Here is a 25,649-nt window from a genome sequence, read left to right as displayed (position 1 = left end):
GGACACCTCCCGCCCTCGGATCGGTCCACGTCGTCGTCCCGCCGGCGTGTGGACCGGACGGCTCGGCGCCGCGTCCCACGTGTCCCCCCACCGACGATTCTGCGGTCATACACGCAGGAGGCCGCAAGTGTTACCGGAGGTACGGGTCAACTGCGGCTTCCCGCGAGCGTCGGGTAGTCGACGTAACCGATCGGCCCCGAGGCGTAGAAGGTCGCGGGGTCGGGCTGGTTCTCCGGGTGCTCGCCGGCCCAGCGCTCGACCAGGTCGGGGTTGGCCAGGACCGGGCGACCGACGGCCACCGCCTCGGCGTGCGCGTCCTCGATGAGCCGCACGGCCTCGTCGCGGGTGGTCACCGTGCCGAAGCCGCTGTTGGCGATCAGCGGGCCGCCGAAGCGCCGGCGCAGGTCCTGGACGAGCTCGCCGCCCGGCTCCCGGTGCAGCACGCTGAGGTAGGCCAGGCCGAGGGGGCGCAGACCGTCGAGCAGGGCGCCGTAGGTGGCGCGCAGGTCGTCGGGGTCGGTCTCGAGGGCGTCCTGGATGTTGTGCTCGGGGGAGATGCGGATGCCGACCCGGCCGGCGCCGATCGCCGCCGCGACGGCGGTGGCGACCTCGACGCCGAGGCGGGCGCGGTTCTCCGGGGAGCCGCCGTAGCGGTCGGTGCGCTGGTTGGCCGCCGGCGAGAGGAACTCGTGCAGCAGGTAGCCGTTGGCGCTGTGCAGCTCCACGCCGTCCAGGCCGGCGGCGACGGCGCGCTCGGAGGCGGCCACGATGTCGTCGCGGGTCCGCTCGACCTCCGCCGTCGTCAGGGCGTGCGGCACCGGGAAGGGCTCCTTGCGGCCGCCGCCCACGTGCACCTCGCCCCGGATCGCGATCGCGCTCGGGCCCACGACGCGGGTGCCGGTCAGCTCGGGGTGGGACACCCGGCCCCCGTGCATCACCTGCATGACGATCCGGCCACCGCGCGCGTGCACGGCGTCGGCCACCCGGCGCCAGCCCTCCACCTGCTCGTCGGTGACGATGCCGGGCTGCCCCGCGTAGGACCGCGACTCGCCGTCCGGGAACACGCCCTCGGTGATGATCAGGCCGACGCCGGCCCGCTGCGCGTAGTGCTCGACGACGAGGTCCCCCGGCACGCCGGCCCGGCCCGACCGCAGCCGGGTGAGCGGCGCCATGACGACGCGGTTGGCCAGCTCGAGGTCGCCGAGGCGGACGGGCGTGAAGAGGTCCATGCCCGGGGCAACCCGGGCTCCGGAGCCGGCGATTCCGGAACGGGCCCGGATGCGGCGATCGTCACTCCCCGGCGTTGCGCTCGACGGCAGCCAGCAGCCCGGTGAACGCCTCGCGGTCGGCGCCGCGGAGACCGCCCAGGAGCCGGTCGAGCGTGGCCACGTGGTCGGTCACCGCCGCGTCCACCACGGCCCGCCCCGCCCCGGTGAGCTCGACGACGCCGAACCGCCCGTCGGCAGGGTCCGGCCGGCGCACGACGAGGCCCCGCTCCTCCAGGCGCTGCAGCCGGTTGGTCGTCGCCGCGGGGGAGAGCACCATCGCCCGCGCCAGGTCGCCCGGGGAGAGGCGGTAGGGGGCCGACGAGCGGCGCAGGGACGCGAGCAGGTCGAACTCCCCGCGGTTGAGGCCGTGGGCGCCGAGGGTGGCCTCGATCGCCCGGGTGGCGGCCAGGTGCGCCCGGGTCAACCGGGCGAAGACGGCCATGGACGACGGATCCACGTCGGGACGTTCCCGTCGCCACTGGTCCACCATCTGCTCCACCGCGTCGCCGTCGGGCACGGGAAGAGTTTGACATCGAAATATCTCCGGGTCCATCATTTCGACGTCGAAACGAGTAGCGGGGGACCACCCTCTGGAGGACCGGATGACCTCACCCCTCACCGCCTGGTACGACGCGCTAGCCGCGGGCGACCTGGTCACCGCTGCGCAGAACCTCACCGAGGACTCGGTGCTGCACGTGCCCGGCCGGAGCTCGAACACCGGCACCTACACCGGCCGCGACGCCGTCGTCGGCTTCGTCGCCCACGCCGCCGAGGTGACCGGCGGGACCCTGGACCTCACGGTCCACCGGGTCCTCGACGACGGCGAGTGGGGCGTGGCCCTGTGCACCTACACCGCCACGCGACCGGACCGTGCGCACCCGCTGGAGAACAACCTGGCCCACGTCGCCCGCCTCCGGGACGGCCGGATCGCGGAGTCCTGGCTGCACAGCCGCGACCAGTACGCCGTCGACGAGTTCTGGGGCGAGCAGGCGCCGCAAGAGGTGGCGTCGTGAGCCGGGACGTGCAGCGCGTGCGGCTCCCCGGAACCGCGACCGAGGTCGCCGGGCTGGTGCTCGACTGGTCGCGGGACGCCGAGTGGCGCCCGACGGTGGTCGCGATGGTCGCCGACCCGCCCGGACGGGCACGGGTGGGTCAGCGGATCACCGAGGAGCTGCGGACCGGCGGCCGCACGTACGTCACGCCGACGACCATCACCGACGCCGACGAGCTGACGGCGTCGTTCGCGGGCGGCACCTCCACCCTCGTGGTCGAGGGGCGGCGCACCGTCGTCCCGGAGCCCGACGGCGGCTGCACCGTCGTCCTGGAGGTGGACGTCCGGATGACCGGGCTGCGCGCGGTGCTCAACCCGGTGCTCGCCCGGATGAACCGGCAGCGGCTGGCCCGCGAGGCCGCCGCCCTGGCTCAGGCGACGAGCTCGACCGCGCGCTCGGCGGAACCGACCAGCCGGGCGTAGCGCCCGCGACGGGCCAGCAGCTCGTCGTGCGAGCCCTGCTCGACGACGCGGCCGGCGTCGAGGACGGCGATCAGGTCGGCGTCGCGCACCGTCGAGAGGCGGTGGGCGATCGTGATCGTCGTCCGCCCGCGGGCCGCCTCGTCGAGCGCGGCCTGCACCGCCCGCTCCGTCTCGTTGTCCAGGGCGCTGGTCGCCTCGTCGAGGACCAGCACCCGCGGATCCCGGAGCAGGGTGCGAGCGATCGCGAGCCGCTGCTTCTCCCCGCCGGAGAAGCGGTGTCCGCGGGCGCCGACGACGGTGTCGTAGCCGGCCGGCAGCGCCGTGATGACGTCGTGCACCTGGGCGCGGCGGGCGGCGTCCTCCATCTCGGCGTCGGTGGCGCCCGGCCGCGCGTGCCGCAGGTTCTCGCGGATCGTCCCGTGCAGCAGGTAGGTCTCCTGCGAGACGACGCCGACGACCCGCGCCAGGTCGGCCAGGGCCATGTCCCGGACGTCGACGCCGTCGATGAGCACCCGCCCGGCGGTCGGGTCGGCCAGCCGCGCCACCAGCGAGGCCAGCGTGGTCTTGCCCGATCCGGTCTCCCCGACCAGCGCGAGCGTCGTCCCCGCCGGCACCGCCAGGTCGACGCCGGCGAGCGCCGGGCGGACGCCGTCGGGATAGGTGAAGCCCAGGCGCTCGAAGCGCACCTCGCCGCGCACGGCCGTCGGGTCGACGGGCACGGGGTCGGCGGGGTCGTCGATGTCGACCGGCAGGTCGAGGTACTCGAACACCCGGCTGAACAGCGCCATCGACGCGGTGAGCGAGACCCCGATGTCGAGCAGCTGCATCAGCGGGCGGAACAGCGCGCCCTGCAGCGTGGTGAAGGCGACCAGGGTGCCGATCGTCATGCCGCCGGACGTCGCGGGCAGTCCCGCCGCGAGGTAGATCAGCGCCGGGATGCCGGCGAAGACGACGCTCATCGTCGCCATGCGCCAGCGGCCGGCCAGCTGGGAGCGCACCTCGAGGGCCACGAGGTCGTCGGAGGTGGTGGCGAACCGCTGCGACTGGGCAGGGCCGGCGCCGAGGGTCTTGCCGAGCAGCACCCCGCTGATGGAGAGCCCCTCCTCGACCTGCGAGTGCATGTCCGCGAGGGAGCGCTGCCGCTGGGCGGTGATGGTCCGGCGCATGCGGGCCACCCGGCGGGTCAGCCAGATCGCCGGCGGCAGCACGATCAGCGAGAGCAGGGACAGCCGCCAGCTCAGGGCGACCATCGCCACGGCGGTCCCGACGACGGTGGTGGCGCTGGAGGCGAACGACGTCGCGGTCGAGGTGACCACCGACTGCATGCCGCCGATGTCGTTGGTCAGGCGCGACTGCACCTCGCCACCCTTGGTGCGGGTGAAGAAGCCGAGCGACTGGCGCTGCAGGTGCGCGAAGACCGCCGTCCGCAGGCCGTGCATCACCCGCTGGCCGACGGTGGTCGAGAGCCAGGTCTGGACGACGCCGAGGACGGCGGTGACCACGGTGACGGCGAGCATGCCGCCGACGGCCCACAGCAGGAGCGGCACGTCCTGTGCGGGGATGGCCTCGTCGATGACGAGGCGGATCAGGAACGGGGTGGCCAGGGCGACCAGGGAGGACGCCACGATCAGCGCCACCACGACCGCCAGCTGCCACCGGAACGGGCCGAACAGCCCGGCGACGCGGCTCCACCGCACGGGCGAGCGCTCGAGCTGCGCCGTGTCGGCCGGGTCGGGCCGACGGCCGCCGCGACCGCCGCCCTTCGTCATCTCGTCGATGCCGACCACCTCCTGGTCTCAGATGCTGAGGTTACCTCACGGTGTGGTAACCGCAGTACGAGCGCTACCATTCCGCCGTGGGCGACGAGGGGACCGGCGAGCTCGGCGAGCTGCTCATGCGGGTCTTCCGCGCGCAGCGCCGCCGCTGGCGCGAGGCGCTCGCCCCCTGGGACCTCTCCCCGCACCAGGCCCGCGCCCTGAAGGTCGTCTCCGAGCGGGCCGGAGTCCGGCTGTCCGACCTGGCCGAGGCCCTGCGCATCGCCCCCCGGTCGGCGACCGAGGTGGCCGACGGCCTGCAGGAGCGCGGGCTGGTCGAGCGGACGCCCGACCCGGGTGACCGCCGGGCGGTGCTCCTCCGGCCGACCGACGAGGGGCGGCAGGTGCGCGGGGAGATCGACGCGGCACGGGCGGCCGACTCCTCCGAGCTCTTCGCCCGCCTCTCCCCCGCCGACCGCGACGCCCTCGCCCGGATCCTGCGCACCCTCGCCGATTGAGGACAGGTTCGGGTGCGGACCGGCGCTAGCGTGACCGCCGTGCGGACGGTGACCAGGCGGGGGGTGCTCGGGCTGCGGCTGCGGGCGCAGCAGCTGGGCCGGGACACCGGGTCGCTCGACGACACGGCCGTCCTCGACATCGGCGTCCAGGACACCGGCCCGGACGGCGCGCGGTGGGCGCTCGCCCTGCGGGGCGTCGAGTCCCCGCCCGAGGCGGAGCTGGCCACCGTGTGGACGATCCGCGGCGCGCCGCACGTCTACCGGCGCACCGACCTCCCCGGCGTGGCAGCGGCCACGGCCCCCTTCTCCGACGCGGACGCCGGCAAGCGGATCTTCGACGCGAGCCGGCCGCTGAAGGCCGCCGGCATCCCGAACCTGGCCGCGCTGGACACCGTCGCCGGCGCGATGCGCTCGATCGTCACCGGGCCGATGGTCAAGGGCGAGATGTCGTCGCGGCTGACCGCCGTCCTCGACGAGCCCTATATGCGCTCCTGCGTGCCCTGCGACGCGACGCACACCTACGAGCAGCCCTTCCGGCTCGCCGCCCTGCGCGCCGGCCTGGAGCTCGTGCCCGGCACGTCACCGCCGGTCCTCCGGCCGATCCCGGGTTTCGCGCCGGCGTCCGCGGTGCCCGTGCGCCTGGACGTCGTCCGGGCCTACCTCCGCCTGCTCGGCCCGGCGACGCCGAAGCTCGTGGCCGACTACCTGGACGCCACGGTCAAGGACGTGCAGGCGCGCCGGCCCGGGGACGCGGTCGAGGTGGACGTCGACGGCGAGCGCCGCTGGCTCCTCGAGGAGGACCTCGACCGCCTGGGCGACCCGCCGCGCGGAACGCTGCTGCTCGCCCCGTTCGACCTGCACCTGCAGGCGCGCGACCGCTCGCTGCTGGTCCCCGATCCCGTCCGCGCCAAGGACCTGTGGCGGACCCTCGGCCGGCCCGGCGGCGTGCTGGTGGACGGCGAGGTCGTCGGCACCTGGCGCGCGCGGAAGAGCGGCGCGTCGGTCGCCGTCGAGGTCGGGCTCTGGGACGGCGCCGCGGACCGTCGCGGCATCACCGAGCAGGCCGAGCGGCTTGCCGCGTTCCGGGGCCTGTCGCTGAAGGGCGTCCACTTCCCGGAGTGAGCGGTCCGCCGGTGACCGATCCCGTGCCCCCACGATCGGCGGCTCTCGGGGCGGCCGCGCCGGCTCAACCGTTCTCGGCCACGTACTCCGCCGGGTCCTTGTCCCGGATCGGGATGCCCGCGTGGTGCTTCGCCTCGTAGACCAGGAACTGGACCGCGATGTCGTGGCGGGTCTGCAGGTCCGCGTGGTGGCGGAAGTCGAGCAGGTCCTCGCGTTCCTCCTCGGCCATGTGGTCGTCGTTGGCCTTGCGGGCGTCCCACACCGCCGTCCACCACTCCGGCGAGCCGACCTCCTTGCCCTCCGTCGCCTTCACGGCATCGCGGATCTCGTTGTGGTCCTTGACCGCGTCCTCGACCTCGTCGTCGACGTCCCCGTCGGGGTTGCCCTTCCCCAGCTCCAGCAGCCGCGGGTAGAAGTACTTCTCCTCTCCCTCCGCGTGCACCTCGAGGAAGGCCGCGAGCCGCGCCCACACCGCACCGAGGGCCTCGGTGTCGTCTCGGGGGAGCTCGTCGAGGACGGCGAACATCCGCCGCTGCTCGGCGTGCTGGTGGAGGATGACCTCGGTGATGTCCATGCTCGCCAGCCTCGCCCTGCCCGCGGGTCCCCGCAGGTCGGCTCCGGGGCTTCCCGGAGCGATATCTCACCGCTAAGGTTTCTGGCATGAGCGAGCGCCGGGTCCGCATCGGCATCGACACCGGCGGGACGTTCACCGACGTCGTCGCGGTGGACGAGGAGACCGGCCGGACGACGACCACCAAGACGCCGTCCACCCCGGCCGACCCGGCGGAGGGCTTCCTCAACGGCGTCCGCAAGGTCCTCGACCTGATGGACCTCGACGGGTCGTCCATCACCGCGGTCAGCCACGGGACGACGGTGGCCACCAACCAGCTGCTCGAGGGCAAGCTGGACCGGATCGGCTTCATCACCACCGAGGGCTACGAGTCGGTCCTGGAGATCGCCCGGCAGTCGGTGCCCGACGGCTACGGCAACAGCTACTTCTGGGTCAAGCCGCCGCGGATCGTGCCCGCCGACCTCGTCCGCACCGTGCGCGGGCGGCTGGACCACACCGGCGCCGAGGTCCGGCCGTTCGACGAGGACGACGCCCGCGCGGCCGCCCGCTTCTTCCGGGACGCCGGCATCACCACGATCGGCGTCTGCTTCCTGCACGCCTACGCGAACGACGCGCACGAGCGCCGCATGCTCGAGGTCATCCGCGAGGAGCACCCCGGCTCCGTCGTGAGCATCAGCTCCGAGGTGCTGCGCGAGTACCGCGAGTACGAGCGCTCGGTGACCACCCTGGTCGACGCCGCCGTGAAGCCCAAGGTCGGCGCCTACGTCACCAACATCCGCACCCGGCTCGACGAGATCGCGCCCGGCGTGCCGTTCTACGTGATGAAGAGCAACGGCGGCGTCCTCTCCGCCGGCGAGGTCGTGCACCAGCCGATCACCACGATGCTGTCCGGTCCCGCGGCCGGGGCGCTCGGTGCCGCGCTCATCGCCGGGACGGCGGGCTTCGACCGGGTGCTCACCTGCGACGGCGGGGGGACCTCCACCGACGTCACCGTGGTCATCGACGGCGAGCCCGCCCTGACCACCGAGGGCTCGGTCGGCGACTACCCGTCGAAGATCCCGATGATCGACGTCGTCACCGTCGGCGCGGGCGGCGGCTCGATCGCCTGGCTGTCCCCCGAGGGCACGCTCAAGGTCGGGCCGAAGTCGGCCGGCGCCGACCCCGGCCCGATCTGCTACCCGAACGGCGGCGACCAGCCCACCGTCACCGACGCGCACGTCGTCCTCGGCCGGATCCCTCCCCACCTGCTGGGCGGTGAGATCCCGTTGTCGGCCGACGCCGCCCGCGACGGGCTGCAGCAGCTCGGCGCGAAGCTCGACATGGACCTCGAGCGCACGGCCACCGGGATCCTGGAGATCTCCGCGTGGAACCAGGCCAACGCGCTGCGGCAGGTCACGGTCGCCAAGGGCCTCGACGTCCGGGACTTCACGCTCACCACGTTCGGCGGCTCGGGCTCCCTGCTGGCCTGCCGGCTCATGGACATCCTCAACCTGCCGCGCACGCTGGTGCCGCCGAACCCGGGCAACGTGAGCGCGTTCGGCCTGCTCACCGTCGACGTCCGCAACGACTACGTGCAGACCCTGGTGTCCAAGCACCTGGACCTCGACCTCGCCCGCGTGCGGTCGGTCTTCGCCGACCTCGAGGCGCAGGCGCAGGTCGCCCTGGACGGCGAGGGGTTCGAGCGCGGCCAGCAGCGCATGCAGCGGACGGCGGACCTGCGCTACGTCGGCCAGGCCTTCGAGGTGCGCGTACCCGTGGCCGACGGGGAGCTCGACGCCGCCGCGGCCGAGGAGGTCGCCCAGGCGTTCCACGCCGCGCACCGCCAGCTCTACGGCTACGACTTCGCCACCGACCCGCGCCAGGCCGTCGAGTGGGTGAACCTCCGGGTCAGCGGGATCGGGCCGATCCGCCGTCCCGACCTGGTGGAGCTGCCCGCCGGCGAGGGCGGGACGGACCGGGCCGTCTCGGGCTCGCGCCGCGTCTTCTTCGACGACTGGGTGGACACCCCGACCTACAACCGGCCCGACCTAGCCCCGGGCGACGTGGTCAGCGGACCGGCGATCATCGAGGAGTTCGGCTCCACCGTCCCGGTGCACCCCGGCTTCGCCGCCACCGTCGACGCCTACGGCAACCTGCTGCTCACGAAGGAGTCGGGCCAGTGACCGAGACCCAGAAGGTGGACGCCGACCCGGTCCTCGTCGAGATCGTCGCCGGCACGCTGGCCGCGATCGAGAAGGAGGTCGAGACCTCGATCGGCCGCACGTCGCGGTCGCCGATGATCCGGGATGCCCACGACTTCCGCGCCGGCATCCACGACCGGCAGCTGCGCAAGCTCACCGGCCGCTCGTACTCGGCGCTCGTGCACCCGGTGGTGCGCGACTACCCGATCGAGACCATGAACGTCGGTGACGTCTTCTTCCACAACGACGTCTACGCCTCCGAAGGCGGCATCGGCCACCTGCCCGACCTCTGCGTGACCGTGCCGGTCTTCGCGGCCTCCGTCGAGACCGGCGAGCCCGAGGTCGTGGCCTTCATCCAGGCGTTCGGCCACCACGACGACATCGGCGGCGCGGTGCCGGGCTCGATGCCGTCGGCGGCCACCAGCGTGTACGAGGAGGGCCTGATGGTCCCCCCGATCAAGCTGTGGGACCGCGGCGTGCCCAACGAGAGCGCGCTGAAGATCATGACGCGCAACTCGCGCATGCCCGACTCGCTGGCCGCCGACCTCGACGCCGAGTGCTCGGCCTGCCTGGCCGGCGCGCGCCGCCTGGGCGAGCTGTTCGACCGGTACGGCGTGGCCGCGGTCGAGGCCTGCTTCGACGCGATCCTGGCCAGCTCCACCGAGGTCTACCGGCGGGAGATCCTGTCGCAGATCCCGGACGGCACCTACGTCTGGGAGGACTACGCCGAGCACGACGGCGTCGAGGAGCCGCAGCTGCACCGCCAGCGGATCACGCTGACCATGGACTCCTCCCGGGAGACCCCGCTGGTCATCGACTTCACCGGCACCGGCCCGCAGGCCAAGGGCCCGATCAACCACTGCGGCGACTACGCCGACGGCAACTTCCTCAAGAAGTGGCTGGCGCCGATCCTGCGCAACCTCGCCGAGACGCCCGAGCGGATGGCCCAGCTCGACGTCAACGAGGGCGTCGTGCCGCTCATCGAGATGCGCTTCCCCGAGAAGGGCACGCTGCTCACCCCGATCTTCCCGGCGCCCACCAACGCCCGGACGTTCGTGATCCTGCGGCTGCTCGGGGTGCTGGCCGGGGTCCTGGCCAAGGCCACCGGCGGCCGCATGCCCGCCGACCAGGAGACGATCCGCTACACCGGCGTCTACGGCACCGACCTCGACGGCGAGCCCTACCTCATGCGCGAGGTGCTCGGCGGCGGCTCGGGCGGCCGGTACTACGCCGACGGCGAGGACACGATCCACGTCGTCCCCGACTCCCGGAACCTGCCGACCGAGTTCACCGAGTCCCGCTTCCCGCTGCGGGTGGAGCGGCTCGGACTCGCGATGGACTCCGGCGGTGCCGGGCGGTTCCGGGGCGGCTGCGGCTACGAGAAGCACATCCGGGTGCTGCGCGACGCGCACTTCATGTCGATCGCCGACCGGTCGATCCTCGCCTGCTGGGGCGTCAAGGGCGGCAAGGCGGGCAAGCCGTTCCAGATCACCGTCGACCCGGGCGGCCCGGACGAGCACGAGGTCGACGCGCTGGCCGACGCCGAGCCGCTGAGGGCCGGCACCGTCGTCCGCATCCGGACGACGGGTGGCGGCGGTTGGGGTGACCCGCTGGACCGGCCGGTCGACGAGGTGCTGCGCGACATCGCCTGGCGCAAGGTGTCGGTCACGGGCGCCCGCGAGGACTACGGCGTGGTCGTGCGCGAGGACGGCACCGCCGACGAGGCGGCCACCGAGGCGCTGCGGGCCGAGCTGCGGGCGAACCGGACCGGCGAGGAGCCGTTCTTCGACCGCGGCCCCGGCTACGCCACGCTCTCCGGCGGCGCTGCCTTCAACGAGTTCGACGTCCTCTGAGGACTGCTTCCGGCACGCTCGTGCTCGGAAGGGGTCGTCAGGCGGCGCGGAGCGTGCGCAGGGCGCCGGTGAGGCGCTCGATCTCGCCCAGCATCGCCTTGGCGCCCACCTCGAGCTCGGCGTTGGGTACGAACTCGTCGTCCTCGTCGAGGAACTGGGCGAAGAACGGGATCGACACCGCCTCCACCACGGGGACGGTGCGCAGCGCGGCGAGCACCGGCTTGAGCGCCGTGGCGGCGCGCAGGCCGGCCGAGACGCCGCCGTAGGAGACGATGCCGGCCGCCTTGTCGGCCCACTCCACGGAGAGGAAGTCCAGGGCGTTCTTCAGCGAGCCGGGCAGCGAGTGGTTGTACTCCGGCGTGACGAAGACGAACGCGTCTGCCCGGGCGACCGTCGCGCTCCAGTCGCGGGTGTGCTGCTGCGTGTACTGCTGCAGCCGCGGGTGGTTCGGCTCGTCGAACACCGGCAGGCCGACCTCGGCCAGGTCCACCAGCTCGACGTCGAAGCCGCCGTGCGACTCGGCCTGGCGCTGGATCCACCGCGCGACGGCGAGGCCCTTGCGGCCGGGGCGGGTGCTGGCGGCGATCACCTGCAGGACAGGGCGGGACATGACGGGCTCCTCCGGTTGCTCGGTACGACCAGGAGCCAGCGCCGGGGCGGCCCGCGTTCGTCCCGGCGGCCGCGTGAGCGTGCTCACGTGCGGAGCGCGAGACTGGTCCGATGAGCGAGCCGCGCGAGGACGACGAGCACGAGAACAACCTGCACCCCGGCCAGCACGACCACGGGGGCCACGGCGGCATGGCCACCCGCGAGCAGGAGGCGCGCGAGGAGGACGGCGAGCAGCAGCCCGGCTGACCCCTACGGAGCCAGGCCCCGCAGCACCTCGGCGGTGCGCGGATCGGCGGGCAGGAACGCCTCGATGCTGAGCTCCGCCGCCGTGAGGTCGACCGCGGTGCCGAACGTGGTCACCGTGCTCAGGAAGCTGAGGACGTCGTCGCCGGCCCGCACGCGCAGCGGGACGGCGATCCCGTCCGGCGGCGTGCGGTCGGTGCCCCCGGGCAGCGCGGCGAGCTCGCGGTGCAGCGCGCGCAGCTGCGGGTCGCCGGTGAGCTGCGCCTCCCGGTCCAGCCGGTGCAGCACGTGCCGTCGCCACTGCGGCAGGTTGAGGATCCGGGGAGCGAGCCCGTCGGGGTGCAGGCTCAACCGGAGGACGTTGGCCGGCGGGGCCAGCAGCTCCTCGGCCACGCCCTCGGTGAGCAACGCGACGCTGCGATTGCCCGCCACCAGCTGCCAGGACCGGTCGACGACGACCGCCGGGTACGGCTCGTAGGCCGCCAGCACCAGGTCGACGGCACGCCGGACGGCGGACATGTCCGGGTCGTCGAGCGCCCGGCGCCCGTAGACCGGGGCGAACCCGGCGGCCAGCAGCAGCTCGTTGCGCTCGCGCAGCGGCACCTCCAGCTGCTCGGCCAGGTGCAGCACCATGTCGCGACTGGGACTGGCCCGGCCCGTCTCGACGAAGCTGAGGTGGCGCGCGGAGACGCCCGCGTCGCCGGCCAGGTCGAGCTGGCTGAGCCGGCGTCGCAGCCGCCAGTCGCGCAGCAGCTCGCCGACGGCGGGACGGGTGGCGACCGAGGTCATGCCGTGGACGCTAGCCACACGTGGTCCGGCTGTCGCTTACCCGCGAGGTAATCGACCGGCGTCCGCGGCGGCGCCACGGTTGCGCCATGACCACCTCCACCGCCGCCCGGAAGGCGGCTCCTCCGTCCACCCGATCCGACTCCCTGCTCCGGACGGCGCTGCGTCTCGACGCGGTCGTCACCGGCGCCAACGGGCTCGCCTACCTGGCCGCCGCCCCGCTCCTCGACGACCTGCTGGGTCTGCCCGGTGCCCTCCTGCGCGGTGCCGGCGCCTTCCTGCTCGCCTACGCCGTCGCCGTCTGGCTCGTCGGCGCGGGGCCCCGCATCAGCCGGGCCGCCGTCGAGGCCGTCGTCGCCGCCAACGGGCTGTGGGCGATCGGCAGCGTCGTCGCCGTCGTCACCGGCGCCGGCTCCCCCACCACCGTCGGCGCCGTCTGGCTCGTGCTGCAGGCAGCCGTCGTCGCCGGGTTCGCCGCCCTCCAGATCACCGCCCTGCGCCACCGCTAGAGAGGAACCGACATGACCGCCACCCCTGATCTCGCCGACCGCTACCTCGCCGCCTGGAACGAGACCGACCCCCCCGCCCGCGCGGCGGCGATGGCCGGCCTGTTCGCCGACGACGTCCGGTACACCGACCCGCTGGTGGAGGCCGAGGGCCGCGACGCCCTCCACGCCACCATCGGCGCGGTGCACCAGCAGTTCCCGGGCTTCGTCTTCCGCCTCGCCGGCCCCGTCGACGCCCACCACGACCAGCTCCGCTTCAGCTGGGAGCTGGGCCCCGAGGGTCAGGAGGCGCCCGTCGCCGGCTCCGACGTCGCGGTGGTCGACGGCAGCGGACGGATCCGGACCGTGCTGGGCTTCCTCGACCGCGTCCCTGCCGCCGCCTGAGGGGCGATCAGCAGCTGGGCGGGCCCTCCGGGGCCGTCCGGAACTCCAGCCGCACACCGGGACCGCGGGGGATCAGCACCGCGGTCCCGGTGTCGCGTCTCCAGTTCGCGGCCACCAGCAGGTACTGGTTGCCGGCCTGGCGCACGAGGCGCAGCCCGTCGTAGCGGAACCGGTAGGCCGCGTCGGGATCCGCGCAGCGCACCTCGGTGACGCCCTCGGCGGTCAGGCTCAGGCTCTGCTCGCTGTAGAGGACCGCCGCCGGCTGGAACGGCAGGGCGCGCTGCAGCTGGAGCGCCCGGCCGGTGCCGACGCCCAGGGCGTACGCGCCGACCGCCCAGTAGAGGCCGATGCTGACCAGCAGGAACGCCGCTCCCCACTCGGCCAGCTCGGCCTGCTCCGACCGCGGGCGCGGGTGGTCCGACGAGAGCCTGATCAGCCGGAGCGCGTACACCAGGAGGAGCACCCCGGCGGCCAGGCTGAGCCCGGCGGCCTCGGACTCGCCCCAGAACAGGCGCACCGAGGTGAGCAGGTCGAGCAGGGCCAGTCCCAGCAGGACGGCGCCGGTGACGACGGCGGCCGGCACCAGCGCCCGGAAGAGCCGCTGGTAGGTGCCCGCGCGGACCCTGCCGAGCACCAGCCGGTGCAGCCAGAGGAGCACCAGCGCGAGCACGCAGGCCCCGGCCAGCGGGACGAAGAGCCCGTCGGCGCCGACGATCAGGAAGTCGGTGGTGCTCAGGTCCAGCACGGTGAAGTTGACGCCGAAGTGCCGGAAGTACCCGGCCGAGTGCAGCCGGCCGAACTGGAAGAGCAGCGCGGTGAGCAACGTCGCCGGGGCGACGACCTCGCCCGCGATGCGCACCAGGCGCGGCAGCGCCTCGCCTGCGCCGAGCCCGTCGTCGTCCGGTGCGCCGGCGGTGGCACGGGGCTGCTCCGGCTCGGGCGCAGCCGGTGGCGGTGGCCCGTCGGACGCGGGCGCCGCACGGTCGGCGGTGGCGGTCATCCGCCCGAGTCGTCCTCGGTCGTGCCGTCGGTGGACCCGTCGTCCGTGGCCCCGTCCCCGGTCGACCCGCCGGTCTCCGTCGACTCCTCGGTCCCGGTGGACTCCTCGGTCCCGGTGGACTCCTCGGTCTCGGTGGACTGCTCGGTCCCCTCGGAGCCCGATCCTTCCGGCGGGCAGGCGATGGAGACGGTGACCGTCGTGCCCCGCTGGATGAACTGGTCGGCCGGATCGGCACCCTCGGGCCGGGCCGCCGGGTCGTAGTCGAAGCCGGTCACCCGGCAGAAGTCCTCGTCCTCCGACTCGTACCGGTTCTCGACGAGGGTGCACCTGCCGCCACTGCACTGGTCGTAGCCGAACGGGAGGAATTCCTCCGCCGGCTGGCCGATCTGCTCGAACGCCTCGACGTCGAACGGCCCGCCCGGCCGGGGCCCGCCGTCGCCGCCGCCCCCGGGGTCGGGCCCGCCGGCGTTCCCGCCCCCGGCGCCCTCGTCGGTACCGCCGCCGGAGCCGGCGTCCTGGTCGGTCCCGGGGTCGTCGTCCTGCGGCTCGGTGCCCGAGGAGGCGGCCCCGGCCTCCGCGGCGCTCTCCTCGAGCCCGGGACCGCTGCCCGCGCAGGCGGCGAGGGACACCGCCATCGCGAGGCCGAGTGCGTATCGGAAGAGGGGACGGCGGGTCATGGCGACCTCCTGCGGCCGATGGCCGAGAGCCCTCACGGTTCTCGTGACCGGTGGCGTGGTCAAGAGAGCCGTGAGCGGCCGCCGGATACGTCGACGGCGGCGGTCAGTGCGACCGGCGGCGCCACCGGACGCGGAACCGCCGTCGCGGGGGCACGGCCTCGACCCGGGGCGCCGGCGGGGGCTCGGGCGGGCGGTGCGCGAGCCACGCCCCCACCAGCACCTCGACGTCGGCGAGACCCGGCACCGGAGACCACCGGCTCTCCTGCGGCAGGCGCCAGAAGGCCTCGACCCGGGCGTTGTAGTCCTCCGCGAGCGCCCGCACCTCCGCCTCGGTGGCCAGCCCGGCCACCCGGGCGGGCAGCTCGTCACGCTCTCGCCGGAGCGCCAGCCCGGGCGGCAGCATGGCGGCGGTGTCGATGCCCTCCCGTCGCGCCTTGGCCACCGCCCAGTCGTAGGCGGTCTCCTCGCGGTCGAGCCCCGTGAGCGGCTTCCTCGCCCCCGGCAGGTGCTCGAAGTCGCCGCGCGCCATCGCCTGGGCGATCTGCTGGCCCACCCACGTCTCGAAGGACATCCCGGGTGGCTTGCGCTCGGTCATCGCCTCCCATGGTCCCAGCGGTCTGCGAGGCTCCCGGCATGCGGACGACGAGCAGCCGAGAGGTCTACCGGAACCCCTGGACGCGGGTGCGCGAGGACGTGGTCGAGCTGGCCGACGGCTCGACCGGTGTCTACGGGGTCGTCGAGCGGCCGCACTTCGCGCTGGTCCTCCCCGCCGACCGGGACGGCTTCTGGCTGGTGGAGCAGTACCGCCACCCCATCGGCCGGCGCAGCTGGGAGTTCCCGCAGGGCACCTGGACCCCGGGCCAGGACGGGAGCCCGGAGGAGCTCGCGCGGACCGAGCTCGCCGAGGAGACCGGCTTCCGGGCCGGCCGCATGGACCACCTGGGCCGGCTCGACCTGGCGCCCGGGCTCTCGACGCAGCTGTTCGACGTCTGGCGGGCCTCCGACCTCACGCCCGGGCCCACCGCTCGCGAGGCGTCCGAGGCGGACATGCGGTCGGCGTTCGTGCCCGAGGCGGAGCTGCGGGCGATGGTCGCGGCCGGCCGGTTCACCGACAGCCCCTCCCTGGCCGCCTACAGCCTCCTGCTGCTCCGTGGGGTGTGACACACGCGGTGGCGCCGCATACCCCGGGGGGTATACCGTCTGCCCATGGACATCCCCGCGTCGGAGCTCGCCGACGTCGTCAAGCGGCTGAAGCGGATCGAAGGTCAGGTCGGCGGCATCGTCCGCATGATCGAGGACGGTCGCGACTGCTCGGCCGTGGTCACCCAGCTGGCGGCGGCCTCGAGGGCCCTCAGCAAGGCCGGGTTCGCCGTCATCTCCACCGGCATGCGGCACTGCAGCACCGCAGCCGACGGGGAGACGCGCGAGGTCGACCTCCGCGAGCTCGAGCGCCTGTTCCTCACCCTCGCCTGACACCGCCGCCGGAAGGATAGGAGGCCACCGATGGGCACCCCGATCCCCCTGCTGAGCCCGGCGGAGGCAGCCCGGCGCACGGATGCCGTCGTCCTGGACGTCCGCGAGGCCGAGGAGCTCGGGGACGGCCGGATCGCCGGCAGCACGCACATCCCTCTCGCAGAGCTGCCGGCCCGCATGGCCGAGCTCGACCGCACGCGGCCGGTCATCGCCGTGTGCCGCAGCGGCCGGCGCAGCGCCCGCGCCGCCCGGTTCCTCGCGGACCGCGTGGGCTGACCATTTCATCATCTGATACCCCTACCGGGTAGGGCAGGAGAGAACGATGCAGATCGACGTCATCGAGACCACGAGCCTCGGGGACCGCAGCTACCTGGTGTCCAGCGACGGAGCCGCCATCGTCGTCGATCCCCAGCGCGACATCGACCGGGTGCTGAAGCTGGCGGCCGACCGCGGAGCGCGGGTGACCACCGTGGTGGAGACCCACCTGCACAACGACTACGTCACCGGCGGGCTCGAGCTCGCCCGCACCGCCGGAGCCGACTACGTGGTCCCGGCCGGCGACCAGGTGCAGTACGAACGGATCCCCGCGAGCGACGGCGACGTCCTGGCCGCCGGCCCGATGCGGCTGCGCGTGGTGCACACCCCCGGCCACACGCACCACCACGTCAGCTACGTGCTCACCGACGGCGCCGGCGCGGTGCAGGCGGTCTTCACCGGTGGCTCCATGCTCTACGGCGCGACGGGCCGCACCGACCTGCTCGGCCCCGAGCACACGACCACGCTGACCCACGCCCAGTTCCACTCCGTGCGCCGGCTGGCCGCCGAACTGCCCGCCGGCACCCCCGTCTTCCCGACCCACGGGTTCGGCAGCTTCTGCTCGGCGACCCCGACCAGCGGCACGTCGTCCACCGTCGGCGAGCAGGCTGCCGTCAACCCCGCCCTGACGCAGGACGAGCAGTCCTTCGTCGACCAACTCCTCGCCGGGCTCGGCGCGTACCCCGCGTACTACGCGCACATGGGCCCGACCAACGCCGCCGGTCCCGCACCGGTGGACCTGTCGCCACCGCGCCGCGTCGAGGCCGGGGAGCTCGCACGACGGATCGCCGAGGGCGAGTGGGTGGTCGACCTGAGGACCCGCACCGCGTTCGCGCACGGCCACCTCCCCGGGACGCTCAACTTCGAGCTCTCCACGAACTTCCTCACCTACCTCGGCTGGCTCTACGACTGGGGGGCGCCGCTCACCCTCATCGGCGGCAGCGAGTCCGACGTCGCCGAGGCCCGGCGCGAGCTGGTGCGCATCGGCATCGACCGCCTGGCCGGAGCGGCGGTCGGCACGCCGGAGGAGCTCTCCGGCGGCACGCCGCTGGGCTCGTACGCGGTCACCGACTTCGCCGGCCTGGCCGCCGCGATGGCCGAGCGGCCGGTGCAGGTGCTCGACACCCGGCGGCACGACGAGCGCGCGACCGGCGGGGTCCGGGGCTCCCGGCACATCCCGATCCACGAGCTGGCCGGCCGGCTCGACGAGGTCCCCGCGGGCGAGGTCTGGGTCTACTGCGGCTCGGGCTACCGCGCCTCCATCGCCGCCTCGGTGCTCGCCCGCGCCGGCCGTACGCCCGTCCTCGTCGACGGCGGCTACGGCGATCCCGAGCACGGGGCCGCCGCCGTCGGCCTGCACGACGCCCCCTGAACCCGCCCGTCCGACGAGAGGATCCCCCCGATGTGCCGAGCAGTGACCTGCCGCACCTGCGGCAAGACGACGTGGGCCGGTTGCGGTCAGCACGTGGACCAGGTGATGCGGGGCGTGCCCAGCGCCCAGCGGTGCCCCGGCCATGACGACGTCCCCACCGCCCCGGGCCTGCTGACGCGGCTGTTCTCCCGGCGGTGATCGCCGGCGCCGCCATCGGCCTGGTCATCGGCGTCCTCGTCGGCCTGCTCGGCGGTGGCGGCTCGATCCTCGCCGTCCCGGCGCTGGTCTACCTGGCCGGTCTGCCGCTGGCCGAGGCCGTCCCGGCGTCCCTCCTGGTCGTCGGCGTCACTGCGGTGGTGGGGGTGCTGCCCCGGCTGCCCGCCCGCCAGGTGCAGTGGCGGATCGCCATCGTCTTCGGCGGCGCCGGAGCGCTCACCGCCGTCGCCGGGGCCGCGGTCAACCGGCTGCTGCCCGAGGACCTGGTCCTCGCCCTGTTCGCCGCGCTGATGGTGGCGGCGGGACTGCGGATGCTCCAGCGCAGCCCGGTGACCGGCACCGCCTGCTCGACCGCCGGCGGCCGGATCGACTGGCGGCACTGCCTCCCCCGCGCGATCGGCGGCGGGCTGGGCGTCGGCTTCCTCACCGGCCTGCTCGGCGTCGGCGGCGGCTTCCTCGTCGTCCCCGCGCTGGTGATCGGTCTCGGCGTGGAGATGGGCGTGGCGATCGGGACATCGCTGGTGATCGTGGCGGTCAACTCGGCCGCGGGCTTCGCCGCCTACGCCGGGCGGGCCGACCTCGACGCGGACCTCCTCGTCGCCGTCACCCTCGCGGCGGCCACGGCAGCGGTCCTGGCCGCCCGGCTGTCCACCCGCCTGCCCACCGACCGGCTCCGTCGCTGGTTCGGCGTCCTCGTGCTGGTCGTCGCGGCCGCCGTCCTGGCCGAGGTGGGGCACGGGCTGCTCACCGCGTGAGCCGACGTGATGCAGGACGCACGACTCTTCCCTCACGTGAGGGTCGAGTGTGCTGCAGATCGGCCAGGTCGCCGACCGCATGGGCCTCAGCCTGCGCACGATCCGCTTCTACGAGGAGAACGGGCTGGTCCCACCGACCGGCCGCACCGCCGGCGGCTTCCGGCTGTACGGCGAGGACGCCATCGGCCGGCTCGAGGTGATCAAGCGCATGAAGCCGCTGGGCTTCACCCTCGAGGAGATGCGGGAGCTGCTCACCCTGCTCGACGACCTGGCGGAGCGCCCGGCCGACGCCGCGCTGGCCGACCGGCTGCGGATGTTCCACGAGGCCGCGATCGCCCGGGTCACCGCCCTCCGCGAGCAGCTGGCCGTCGCCGAGGGCTTCGCCGGCACGCTGGCCGGTCACCTGGAGTCATCGGCACGCTGAGCCCGCTCCCGATCGGGTGATGCCGACCGGCCGCTGACCTGCACCGGTACCGGAGGAACGGCAGGCTGTCCGGGTGCCCCTGTCCGCCCCCGGCCTCCCGGGCCTCCCGCCCGAGCTGTCCGGTCCGGTGGCGGTGGAGCTGGCCAAGCCGGTGCGCGAGATCCCGCCGGTGCACGCGCTGCCCGGCGGATGCCGGTACGAGCCCAAGTGGGACGGCTACCGGCTGGTCGTCGTCCGGAGCGCCGCCTCGACCCGGGTGTGGTCGAAGCAGGGCAGGGACCTGACCGACCGCTTCCCCGACGTCGTCGCCGCCGCCCGGGCGCAGGTACCGGCGGGAACCGTGCTCGACGGCGAGGTCGTCGTCTGGAACGGCTCACGGCTGGACTTCGGGCTCCTGCAGCAGCGCATCGTGGCCTCCCCCGGGCGCATCGCCGCCCTGGCCGCCGCGCACCCGGCCTCCTACGTCGCCTTCGACGTGCTCGCCTCCGGCGGCACCGACCTGCGGACGACGAAGCTGGCCGGCCGGCGCGCCGTGCTCGAGGACCTCGCGGCCCGCTGGGCGCCCCCCATGCAGATCTCCCCCTCGACCGCCGACCGCGACGAGGCGCGCGCCTGGTTCACCGACTACCGCCCGGCCGGCGTGGAGGGCCTGGTCGCCAAGGGCGCGGGCACCCGCTACGCCCCCGGCCGGCGGGAGTGGCTCAAGGTCAAGTCGTGGGAGACCACGGAGGTGCTGGCCGGCGGGGTCATCGGCCCGATCGGCGCCCCGAGCCAGCTGGTCGCCGGCCGCTACCGGGACGGCGAGCTGGTCGTGGTCGGGCGCACGAGCCCGCTCGACCCGCGGCAGTCGGCCGAGCTGGCCGCCGTCCTCGCCCCACCGGCCGGCGAGCACCCGTGGCCCGACCGCATCGGCACCGGCCGCTTCGGGGGCGGTCGCCTCTCCGTGGCGCTCACGCGGGTCGACCCGACGGTCGTCGTCGAGGTCAGCGCGGACGCCGCCCTGCAGGCCGGCGTCTTCCGCCACCCGCTGCGCTTCGTCCGCGTGCGGGCCGACCTGCGCCCCGAGGACCTGCCGCCGATCTCCTGAGGGCGCATCCCCCTCCGGGGTGAGTTGATCAAGCTTTCCGCTGGTCATGTCGATGGGACGGGGTGAGCGCTCCCGCCGGTCCGACCGCCCGTGCCGCCTGGCTGCACGCGGCGCTGGCGGTGCTGCTCGTCGCGCTGATCGTCGCGTTCGTCCCGCTGGGCCCAGGGCGCCCGGCGGCCGAGATCGTCCTGTTCGGGCTCGGTCTGGCCGGGGTCCGGGTGGCCCTGCGCCGGCACCGGACGCCGCTCGTCGTCGCCTGGCGCGGGCTCGGCCTGGGCCTGGCGTTCTTCGCCCTGAGCTGCGTCGCCGAGGTCGTCCAGCTCGCCGGGGTCGCCGAGGGAGCCGCCGGGGCCGTCGAGTCCGGATTCGACATCGCGGCGTACGCGGCCATGGTGGTGGGCGCCCTCGGGGTGGTCCGCCGTGGACGGCGCCGCCGCGACCGGGCCGCCTGGATCGACACCGCGACCCTGCTGCTCGCCGCCGGCCTCGCGCTGCTGGCGATGACCGGCGACCGGGGCTCGATGACCGCCGACGTCGTCGAGCTGGGCGTCGGCACGCCCCTGCTGACCGCCGTCATGCTCATCGTCTGCGTCCCGCTCGCCATGTCCCGCGGCGGCCGCTCGGTCACCACGATGGCCCTGTTCGCCGCCGCGGTCCTGACGGTCGTCGGCTACGGCGGCCGCCTGTTCGTGGGCACCCTGCGGGAGTCGGCCTTCCTCGACCCGCTGCCGCTGCTGGCGGTCGCCGCCCTCGTGCTCGCCGCCCGGCACCCCTCGGTCGCGGCCATGGGCCGCCGTCCCGAGTCCGACCAGGACGCCGCATCGTCCCGGGTGCTCGGCCTGGGCGCGGCCCTGCTGATCAGCCCGGCGCTGCTGATCCTGTGGACCATCGGGCAGGGCGGCACCGGCTACCTGCTCGGGGCCGGCAGCGCCCTGCTCACCGGCATGGCGCTGTGGCGGCTGACCGCCCTCAACCGCGACCGCGAGCGCACCCGCGCGGCCCTGGTGTCCAGCGAGGCCCGTCTGCAGCTGCTGCTGGAGAACGCCGCGGACGTCATCACGATCGTCGACGCGTCGGGCTCCATCGCCTACATCAGCCCGGCCGTGCAGTCGCTGCTCGGCCGGCCGCCGGCCTACTACCTCGGCCGCAACGCCATCGACCTGGCCGACCCCCGCGACCAGCCGCGCCTGCGCGCCGCGGTCGCCGAGGCCGGCAGCGCCAGCGACATCGAGTCCGGCGTGGTGGACACCGACATCCGCGTCCAGCACGCCTCCGGCGGCACCCGCTGGGTGGAGATGCGGATCAGCGGCCGGGTGGACGCCGTCGGCATCGAGGGGTGGGTGGTCAACTTCCGCGAGGTGACCGACCGCAAGCTGTTCGAGGACGAGCTGCGCCGCCAGGCCCAGACCGACCCGCTCACCGGCCTGCTCAACCGCGCCGCGTTCTCCGACCGGCTGGCCACGGCCACCGCGGCGATCGACGCCGCGGCACCGCCGGCGGTGCTCTTCGTCGACGTCGACGACTTCAAGGCCGTCAACGACAGCCTCGGCCACGCGGCCGGTGACGAGCTGCTGCTCGCCGTCGCCGCGCGGCTGACCGCCGACGTCCGCGCCGACGACGTCGTCGCCCGGCTCGGTGGCGACGAGTTCGCGGTGCTGCTGAGCGACGCCGACGGCGAGCGCCTGCGCGACGTCGCCGACCGCCTGCTGGCCTCGCTGCGCGCGCCCATGGCCATCGCCGGCACCACGGTGTCGGTCACCGCCAGCATCGGTGGCGCGCTGGGTGCTCGCGGCGACACGGCCGAGCGGCTGCTGCACGCCGCCGACACCGCCATGTACCGCGCCAAGCGCTCGGGCAAGGACTCGCGCAGCCTGCTGGACGCCCTGACCCGCTAGGGCTCCTGCGGCACCCGCCCACGCGCGACCAGGAGCCGGCGCAGGAGGTCGGCGAGCTGCTCCCGGTCGCGCTCCGAGAGCCCGTCCAGCAGCTCCCGCTCGGTCTCCAGGTGGTCGGGCAGCGCGGCGTCCAGCGCGGCCCGGCCGGCCGCGGTCAGGGTGACCACCACCGCCCGGCCGTCGGCCTCGCTGCGCTCGCGGGTGATGAGGCCCTTCTCCTCCAGCCGGTCCAGCCGCTGGGTGATGGCGCCGGAGGTGACCAGCGCCGTCCGCATCAGGGCCGTCGGCGTGAGCTGGTAGGGCTCCCCGGCCCGCCGGAGCGCGGCCAGGACGTCGAAGGCGGGCGCATCGAGGCCGTAGCGAGCGAAGGTCGTCCGCTGGGCGAGGAACACCTCGCGCTGCAGCTGGGTGATCCGCCCGATGATCCCCATCGGCGAGCAGTCGAGGTCCGGCCGCTCCCGTTCCCACTGCGCGAGGATCAGGTCGACGGCGTCTCGCATGTCGCTCACCGTAGTTCTCCGGCTGCGCTCGGCAGCTCCACCGCGGCGAGGTGGTCGCTGAACGTCCGCGCTGGACGCCCGAGCAGGGCCTCCAGCACGCGCGGGCTGCCGGTGAAGCCGTGCGCCCGGTAGTGGTCGAACATGAGCCGCGCGCAGTGGGCGGCGTAGTCGTCGGCCGGTGGCACGGGCCCCTCGGGGACGGCGTCGACCGCGCGGACCTCCCGGCCGAGCCAGGTGCCGAGCAGCTCGGCGATGCGGGCGGCGGTCAGCGGCTCGGGCCCGACCGCCTCGAACGTGCCGCCGTCCAGGCCGTCCTCGGTGAGCAGCACGGCCGCGGCGTCGGCGACGTCGCGCAGGTCGACCAGCGACTGCGCCTGCTCCAGCCCCCACGTGCTGCGGAAGGTCCCCGTGGCGGCGACGCCGGCCAGCTGCCCGTCGAGGTTGGTGGCGTAGGCGCACGGCTGCAGCACGCGCCAGCGCAGCCCGGCAGCGTCCAGCGCCTCCTCCACCCGGTCCTTCGCCGCGTGGTGCGGCATGGCGCGCGCCTGCGGGCGCAGGACCGAGTGGTAGACGACGCGGCCGACGCCGGCCCGGCGGGCCGCCGCGAGCAGCGCGGTCGCGCCGCCGGTCTCGCCCGGGTCGAAGTTCGGCCAGATCAGGTAGAGCGCCTCCGCCCCGGCCAGCAGCGGCTCGACCGCGGTCGGGTCGGTGAGGTCGGTGGCGACGACGTCGGCGCTCAGGGCGGTGAGCTCCGGGTACTCCTGGCTCCCACCGACGAGGGCGCGCACCCGGCGTCCCCGGGACCACAGCGCCCGGACGACGGCGGAGCCGGTCGCACCGCCTGCCGCGGTCACCACGATCACCCGGGTACCTCAGCAGTGAGGCAACTGTGCGTCAAGCAGCGACGCGTTCGGTCACCGGAGGCGGGTGCTCAGCCGGACGCTCAAGCCGGCCGGGCTCGGGAGCACGTCGACGTGGTCCCAGAGCTTGCGGGCCAGCCACAGGCCCATGCCGCCGCGGGAGAGGTCGAGGCCGTGCGCCGGCACGAAACCGCTCAGCGGGTCCCCGTAGGACGTGCCGCGGTCGGAGATCACGCAGACGATGCGGTCGCTGCCGGCCCACACCCGGGCGGACACCGGCCGGGTGCCGTGCCGGAAGGCGTTCGCGGCGATCTCGCTGACCGCCAGGTGCAGGTCCTCCTGCTGCTCCCGGTCGGGCACGATGCCAGCGATCGCCGCGCCGAGCTGGTGCCGCAGGCCCGCCAGCGTGCGCGCGTCGTCGACGGCGAACACGGGGTCGCCGTCCTCGACCGGCTCCCGGGGAAGCGGCAGGGACGGCACGTAGGTGCCCGGGTCCTGGAAGGCCGGGTTCGGCACGAACCGGCCCCGCTCGTCGACCAGGGTCGGGTGGGTGGCGCGGACGCTGTCCACCACGGAGGGGTCCAGCCGCCGGCTGTCGTAGACGCACACGATGTCCATGGGCTCGTCGCCGAGCAGGCGGTTGGTCACCGCGTCGAACCGCTGGCCCTCCCGCCAGTCAGCCGGGTCCGGCCCGAAGTCGACCTCCGAGAAGACGCGCAGCCGGCCGGACGCCGAGTCCTTCGCGCGCTCGAGGTAGCGGGCGCAGGCGGTGAGGGCGTCCGGAGCGCGGGAGCCCAGGAGGTTCAGCCGGGGCTCGGACTCGACCGCGGCCGCCCGGGCACCCAGCTCGCGGGAGAGCAGCGCCACGGTGTCCGCCGGGCAGGCGAGGGCGACGAGGTCACCGGCCCGCAGGCCCGCGTCGAGGAAGGGCAGCGCCACCGCGAGCAGCTCCTGCTCGCCGGCGACGACGGCCCCGGTGTGCGTCACGTGCCCACGCTGGTTGGGCACGAGGGGCGACGAGCACTCCGTCGCAGAGCGGTCCACCAGCCCCCCGTGGGAAGACGTGACCGGCCGGCGCCGGTCGATGAGCGTTCATTCTGTGGCATGGCGTCACGCGGTCCGCATCCGGGGCGACGCGTCAGACGGCGTGCTGCTCACCGAGCCGCCCGGAGCAGGACGCGGTGCCCAGCCAGGAGTGCGGCGCCCCCTGGTAGCACCATCCCAGCCGCGGCCGGCGGGCGCTCGTCCAGAAGGCGGGCACCCGCATGTCGCCCGCCCGCGATCCGGCGACCGAGAAGCAGCCGCGGCTGTGCAGGGCGCCCGGGTCGGACACCAGGAGGGCCAGCCCCTCGGCCACGGTCAGCGGCGACCGCCCCGCGGCGGTGATCCGCGGGAGGACGTCGCCGGGTGGCTGGCCGACGGTGTCGGCTCCGAGGTCGACGTCCAGCAGCAGGTAGGGGCTCCCCGGGACGTCGAGCTCCGGCAGCGGCCGGAAGGCGGCGAGCTCCTCCTCCGAGAGCGTCGTGAAGCCGGTGCCCCCGAGGGTGTGCACGGTCTCCAGCACCGGCACGACCGGCATGCGGGGGAAGACGACGACGAACGGCATGCGCCCGACCTCGCCGGTCACCGGTGGCAGCAGGTCGCGCAGCGGCTCGGCGCACGCGCGGAAGCACGCCTCGGCCAGCTCCATGGCCTCGGGCAGGCCGGTCATCACCAGCGCGTCGACCTGGCGGTCGAACTCGAGCTCCGCCTCGGTGGGGCAGGCGGCGACGGGAAGAGCGCTCATCGCAGGACCTCTCGGGGCGGC

31 protein-coding genes are annotated in these 25,649 nt (G+C 74.6%); 18 read left to right on the top strand and 13 right to left on the bottom strand.

Translation table 11 applies throughout. The features are described from left to right. Positions 1 to 146: 146 nt before the first annotated feature. Both DCS98_RS15240 and DCS98_RS15235 read right to left on the bottom strand, forming a co-directional pair. Positions 147 to 1,229 carry an alkene reductase gene (locus tag DCS98_RS15240; protein ID WP_116452189.1) on the bottom strand — a complete coding sequence of 361 codons (1,083 nt, stop codon included), beginning with the start codon at positions 1,227 to 1,229 and terminating at the stop codon, positions 147 to 149. A gap of 61 nt (positions 1,230 to 1,290) precedes the next feature. Next, positions 1,291 to 1,785: a MarR family winged helix-turn-helix transcriptional regulator gene (locus DCS98_RS15235; protein ID WP_241038066.1), complete on the bottom strand. Its 495-nt coding sequence runs from the start codon at positions 1,783 to 1,785 to the stop codon at positions 1,291 to 1,293. Between the two features lie 85 nt (positions 1,786 to 1,870). Between DCS98_RS15235 and DCS98_RS15230 the strand changes: the two genes are divergently transcribed. Further along, positions 1,871 to 2,281, top strand: a complete 411-nt coding sequence (locus tag DCS98_RS15230; protein ID WP_116452188.1) for a nuclear transport factor 2 family protein — start codon at positions 1,871 to 1,873, stop codon at positions 2,279 to 2,281. Then, positions 2,278 to 2,742 (top strand): SRPBCC family protein, encoded by a 465-nt coding sequence (locus DCS98_RS15225; RefSeq protein ID WP_116452187.1) that lies wholly within the window; start codon positions 2,278 to 2,280, stop codon positions 2,740 to 2,742. Before DCS98_RS15230 ends, DCS98_RS15225 begins: the two co-directional genes overlap by 4 nt. Here the strand turns inward: DCS98_RS15225 and DCS98_RS15220 are convergent. After that, a complete protein-coding gene (locus tag DCS98_RS15220; protein WP_277394620.1) occupies positions 2,691 to 4,529 on the bottom strand; it encodes an ABC transporter ATP-binding protein in 1,839 nt (612 codons plus the stop codon). The two genes, DCS98_RS15225 and DCS98_RS15220, sit on opposite strands and share 52 nt — an antisense overlap. 68 nt (positions 4,530 to 4,597) lie before the next feature. Between DCS98_RS15220 and DCS98_RS15215 the strand changes: the two genes are divergently transcribed. Together DCS98_RS15215 and DCS98_RS15210 are read left to right on the top strand one after the other, a co-directional pair. Beyond that, positions 4,598 to 5,014 carry a MarR family winged helix-turn-helix transcriptional regulator gene (locus DCS98_RS15215; RefSeq protein ID WP_206340283.1) on the top strand — a complete coding sequence of 139 codons (417 nt, stop codon included), beginning with the start codon at positions 4,598 to 4,600 and terminating at the stop codon, positions 5,012 to 5,014. 39 nt (positions 5,015 to 5,053) lie between these two features. Beyond that, positions 5,054 to 6,136: a winged helix DNA-binding domain-containing protein gene (locus tag DCS98_RS15210; RefSeq protein ID WP_116452288.1), complete on the top strand. Its 1,083-nt coding sequence runs from the start codon at positions 5,054 to 5,056 to the stop codon at positions 6,134 to 6,136. Positions 6,137 to 6,200: 64 nt separating this feature from the next. Here DCS98_RS15210 and DCS98_RS15205 read toward each other — a convergent pair whose 3' ends face one another. Further along, positions 6,201 to 6,710, bottom strand: a complete 510-nt coding sequence (locus tag DCS98_RS15205) for a hemerythrin domain-containing protein (RefSeq protein ID WP_116452186.1) — start codon at positions 6,708 to 6,710, stop codon at positions 6,201 to 6,203. Between the two features lie 86 nt (positions 6,711 to 6,796). Between DCS98_RS15205 and DCS98_RS15200 the strand changes: the two genes are divergently transcribed. Next, positions 6,797 to 8,869 (top strand): hydantoinase/oxoprolinase family protein, encoded by a 2,073-nt coding sequence (locus DCS98_RS15200; protein ID WP_116452185.1) that lies wholly within the window; start codon positions 6,797 to 6,799, stop codon positions 8,867 to 8,869. Continuing rightward, positions 8,866 to 10,740: a hydantoinase B/oxoprolinase family protein gene (locus tag DCS98_RS15195; RefSeq protein ID WP_116452184.1), complete on the top strand. Its 1,875-nt coding sequence runs from the start codon at positions 8,866 to 8,868 to the stop codon at positions 10,738 to 10,740. The genes DCS98_RS15200 and DCS98_RS15195 overlap by 4 nt, the downstream gene beginning before the upstream one ends. Before the next feature lie 37 nt (positions 10,741 to 10,777). On the opposite strand, the gene DCS98_RS15190 is transcribed toward DCS98_RS15195, so the two are convergent. Then, a complete protein-coding gene (locus tag DCS98_RS15190) occupies positions 10,778 to 11,350 on the bottom strand; it encodes an NADPH-dependent FMN reductase (protein ID WP_116452183.1) in 573 nt (190 codons plus the stop codon). A gap of 110 nt (positions 11,351 to 11,460) precedes the next feature. On the opposite strand from DCS98_RS15190, the gene DCS98_RS23935 reads away from it, so the two are divergent. Beyond that, a complete protein-coding gene (locus DCS98_RS23935; protein WP_277394619.1) occupies positions 11,461 to 11,595 on the top strand; it encodes a hypothetical protein in 135 nt (44 codons plus the stop codon). A gap of 3 nt (positions 11,596 to 11,598) precedes the next feature. Here the strand turns inward: DCS98_RS23935 and DCS98_RS15185 are convergent, their stop codons facing one another. Further along, a complete protein-coding gene (locus tag DCS98_RS15185) occupies positions 11,599 to 12,381 on the bottom strand; it encodes a helix-turn-helix transcriptional regulator (RefSeq protein ID WP_116452182.1) in 783 nt (260 codons plus the stop codon). A gap of 86 nt (positions 12,382 to 12,467) precedes the next feature. Between DCS98_RS15185 and DCS98_RS15180 the strand changes: the two genes are divergently transcribed. Both DCS98_RS15180 and DCS98_RS15175 read left to right on the top strand, forming a co-directional pair. Further along, complete coding sequence (locus DCS98_RS15180; protein ID WP_116452181.1) at positions 12,468 to 12,887, top strand: hypothetical protein; 420 nt, start codon at positions 12,468 to 12,470, stop codon at positions 12,885 to 12,887. 12 nt (positions 12,888 to 12,899) lie between these two features. Continuing rightward, complete coding sequence (locus tag DCS98_RS15175; protein WP_116452180.1) at positions 12,900 to 13,268, top strand: nuclear transport factor 2 family protein; 369 nt, start codon at positions 12,900 to 12,902, stop codon at positions 13,266 to 13,268. 7 nt (positions 13,269 to 13,275) lie between these two features. Here the strand turns inward: DCS98_RS15175 and DCS98_RS15170 are convergent, their stop codons facing one another. The 3 genes from DCS98_RS15170 to DCS98_RS15160 form a co-directional block, all read right to left on the bottom strand. Beyond that, the gene (locus DCS98_RS15170; protein ID WP_116452179.1) at positions 13,276 to 14,268 is read right to left on the bottom strand and encodes an immunoglobulin domain-containing protein; all 993 of its coding nucleotides are present in this window, start codon (positions 14,266 to 14,268) and stop codon (positions 13,276 to 13,278) included. Next, complete coding sequence (locus tag DCS98_RS15165; protein WP_116452178.1) at positions 14,265 to 14,945, bottom strand: hypothetical protein; 681 nt, start codon at positions 14,943 to 14,945, stop codon at positions 14,265 to 14,267. The genes DCS98_RS15170 and DCS98_RS15165 overlap by 4 nt, the downstream gene beginning before the upstream one ends. A 103-nt stretch (positions 14,946 to 15,048) precedes the next feature. Then, positions 15,049 to 15,540 (bottom strand): DnaJ family domain-containing protein, encoded by a 492-nt coding sequence (locus tag DCS98_RS15160; protein WP_116452177.1) that lies wholly within the window; start codon positions 15,538 to 15,540, stop codon positions 15,049 to 15,051. A gap of 38 nt (positions 15,541 to 15,578) precedes the next feature. Here DCS98_RS15160 and DCS98_RS15155 point away from each other — a divergent pair, with 38 nt between their 5' ends. From DCS98_RS15155 to DCS98_RS15120, 9 genes are all read left to right on the top strand, one after another. Further along, entirely contained in the window at positions 15,579 to 16,106 is a 528-nt protein-coding gene (locus DCS98_RS15155) for an NUDIX domain-containing protein (RefSeq protein WP_116452287.1), read from the top strand. A gap of 45 nt (positions 16,107 to 16,151) precedes the next feature. Then, positions 16,152 to 16,418: a metal-sensitive transcriptional regulator gene (locus DCS98_RS15150; RefSeq protein ID WP_206340281.1), complete on the top strand. Its 267-nt coding sequence runs from the start codon at positions 16,152 to 16,154 to the stop codon at positions 16,416 to 16,418. Positions 16,419 to 16,448: 30 nt separating this feature from the next. Beyond that, positions 16,449 to 16,694: a rhodanese-like domain-containing protein gene (locus DCS98_RS15145; protein WP_116452175.1), complete on the top strand. Its 246-nt coding sequence runs from the start codon at positions 16,449 to 16,451 to the stop codon at positions 16,692 to 16,694. Positions 16,695 to 16,740: 46 nt separating this feature from the next. After that, positions 16,741 to 18,105, top strand: a complete 1,365-nt coding sequence (locus DCS98_RS15140; protein WP_116452174.1) for an MBL fold metallo-hydrolase — start codon at positions 16,741 to 16,743, stop codon at positions 18,103 to 18,105. 30 nt (positions 18,106 to 18,135) lie between these two features. Further along, entirely contained in the window at positions 18,136 to 18,303 is a 168-nt protein-coding gene (locus DCS98_RS23085; RefSeq protein WP_164704584.1) for a hypothetical protein, read from the top strand. Continuing rightward, positions 18,300 to 19,076 (top strand): sulfite exporter TauE/SafE family protein, encoded by a 777-nt coding sequence (locus DCS98_RS15135; protein WP_116452173.1) that lies wholly within the window; start codon positions 18,300 to 18,302, stop codon positions 19,074 to 19,076. Before DCS98_RS23085 ends, DCS98_RS15135 begins: the two co-directional genes overlap by 4 nt. Before the next feature lie 49 nt (positions 19,077 to 19,125). Further along, positions 19,126 to 19,500 (top strand): MerR family transcriptional regulator, encoded by a 375-nt coding sequence (locus DCS98_RS15130; RefSeq protein WP_241038063.1) that lies wholly within the window; start codon positions 19,126 to 19,128, stop codon positions 19,498 to 19,500. A gap of 73 nt (positions 19,501 to 19,573) precedes the next feature. Continuing rightward, on the top strand, positions 19,574 to 20,587 hold the full coding sequence (locus DCS98_RS15125) for an ATP-dependent DNA ligase (protein ID WP_116452172.1): 1,014 nt from the start codon (positions 19,574 to 19,576) through the stop codon (positions 20,585 to 20,587). 62 nt (positions 20,588 to 20,649) lie between these two features. After that, positions 20,650 to 22,482 (top strand): sensor domain-containing diguanylate cyclase, encoded by a 1,833-nt coding sequence (locus DCS98_RS15120; RefSeq protein WP_116452171.1) that lies wholly within the window; start codon positions 20,650 to 20,652, stop codon positions 22,480 to 22,482. Here the strand turns inward: DCS98_RS15120 and DCS98_RS15115 are convergent. The 4 genes from DCS98_RS15115 to DCS98_RS15100 all read right to left on the bottom strand — a co-directional run bounded on the left by DCS98_RS15115 (position 22,479) and on the right by DCS98_RS15100 (position 25,628). Continuing rightward, entirely contained in the window at positions 22,479 to 22,982 is a 504-nt protein-coding gene (locus DCS98_RS15115) for a MarR family winged helix-turn-helix transcriptional regulator (RefSeq protein ID WP_116452285.1), read from the bottom strand. The two genes, DCS98_RS15120 and DCS98_RS15115, sit on opposite strands and share 4 nt — an antisense overlap. A 5-nt stretch (positions 22,983 to 22,987) precedes the next feature. Next, the gene (locus DCS98_RS15110) at positions 22,988 to 23,845 is read right to left on the bottom strand and encodes an SDR family oxidoreductase (RefSeq protein WP_116452170.1); all 858 of its coding nucleotides are present in this window, start codon (positions 23,843 to 23,845) and stop codon (positions 22,988 to 22,990) included. A 51-nt stretch (positions 23,846 to 23,896) separates the two neighbouring features. Continuing rightward, entirely contained in the window at positions 23,897 to 24,829 is a 933-nt protein-coding gene (locus DCS98_RS15105) for a sensor histidine kinase (protein ID WP_164704583.1), read from the bottom strand. A 151-nt stretch (positions 24,830 to 24,980) separates the two neighbouring features. Next, entirely contained in the window at positions 24,981 to 25,628 is a 648-nt protein-coding gene (locus DCS98_RS15100; protein ID WP_116452168.1) for a DUF5701 family protein, read from the bottom strand. Between the last annotated feature and the right edge of the window lie 21 nt (positions 25,629 to 25,649).

Source organism: Blastococcus litoris (assembly GCF_003075095.1).
GTDB lineage: Bacteria > Actinomycetota > Actinomycetes > Mycobacteriales > Geodermatophilaceae > Blastococcus_B > Blastococcus_B litoris.
The sequence above is the reverse complement of the archived record's forward strand: the minus strand, read 5'-3'. Positions and strand labels throughout refer to the sequence as shown.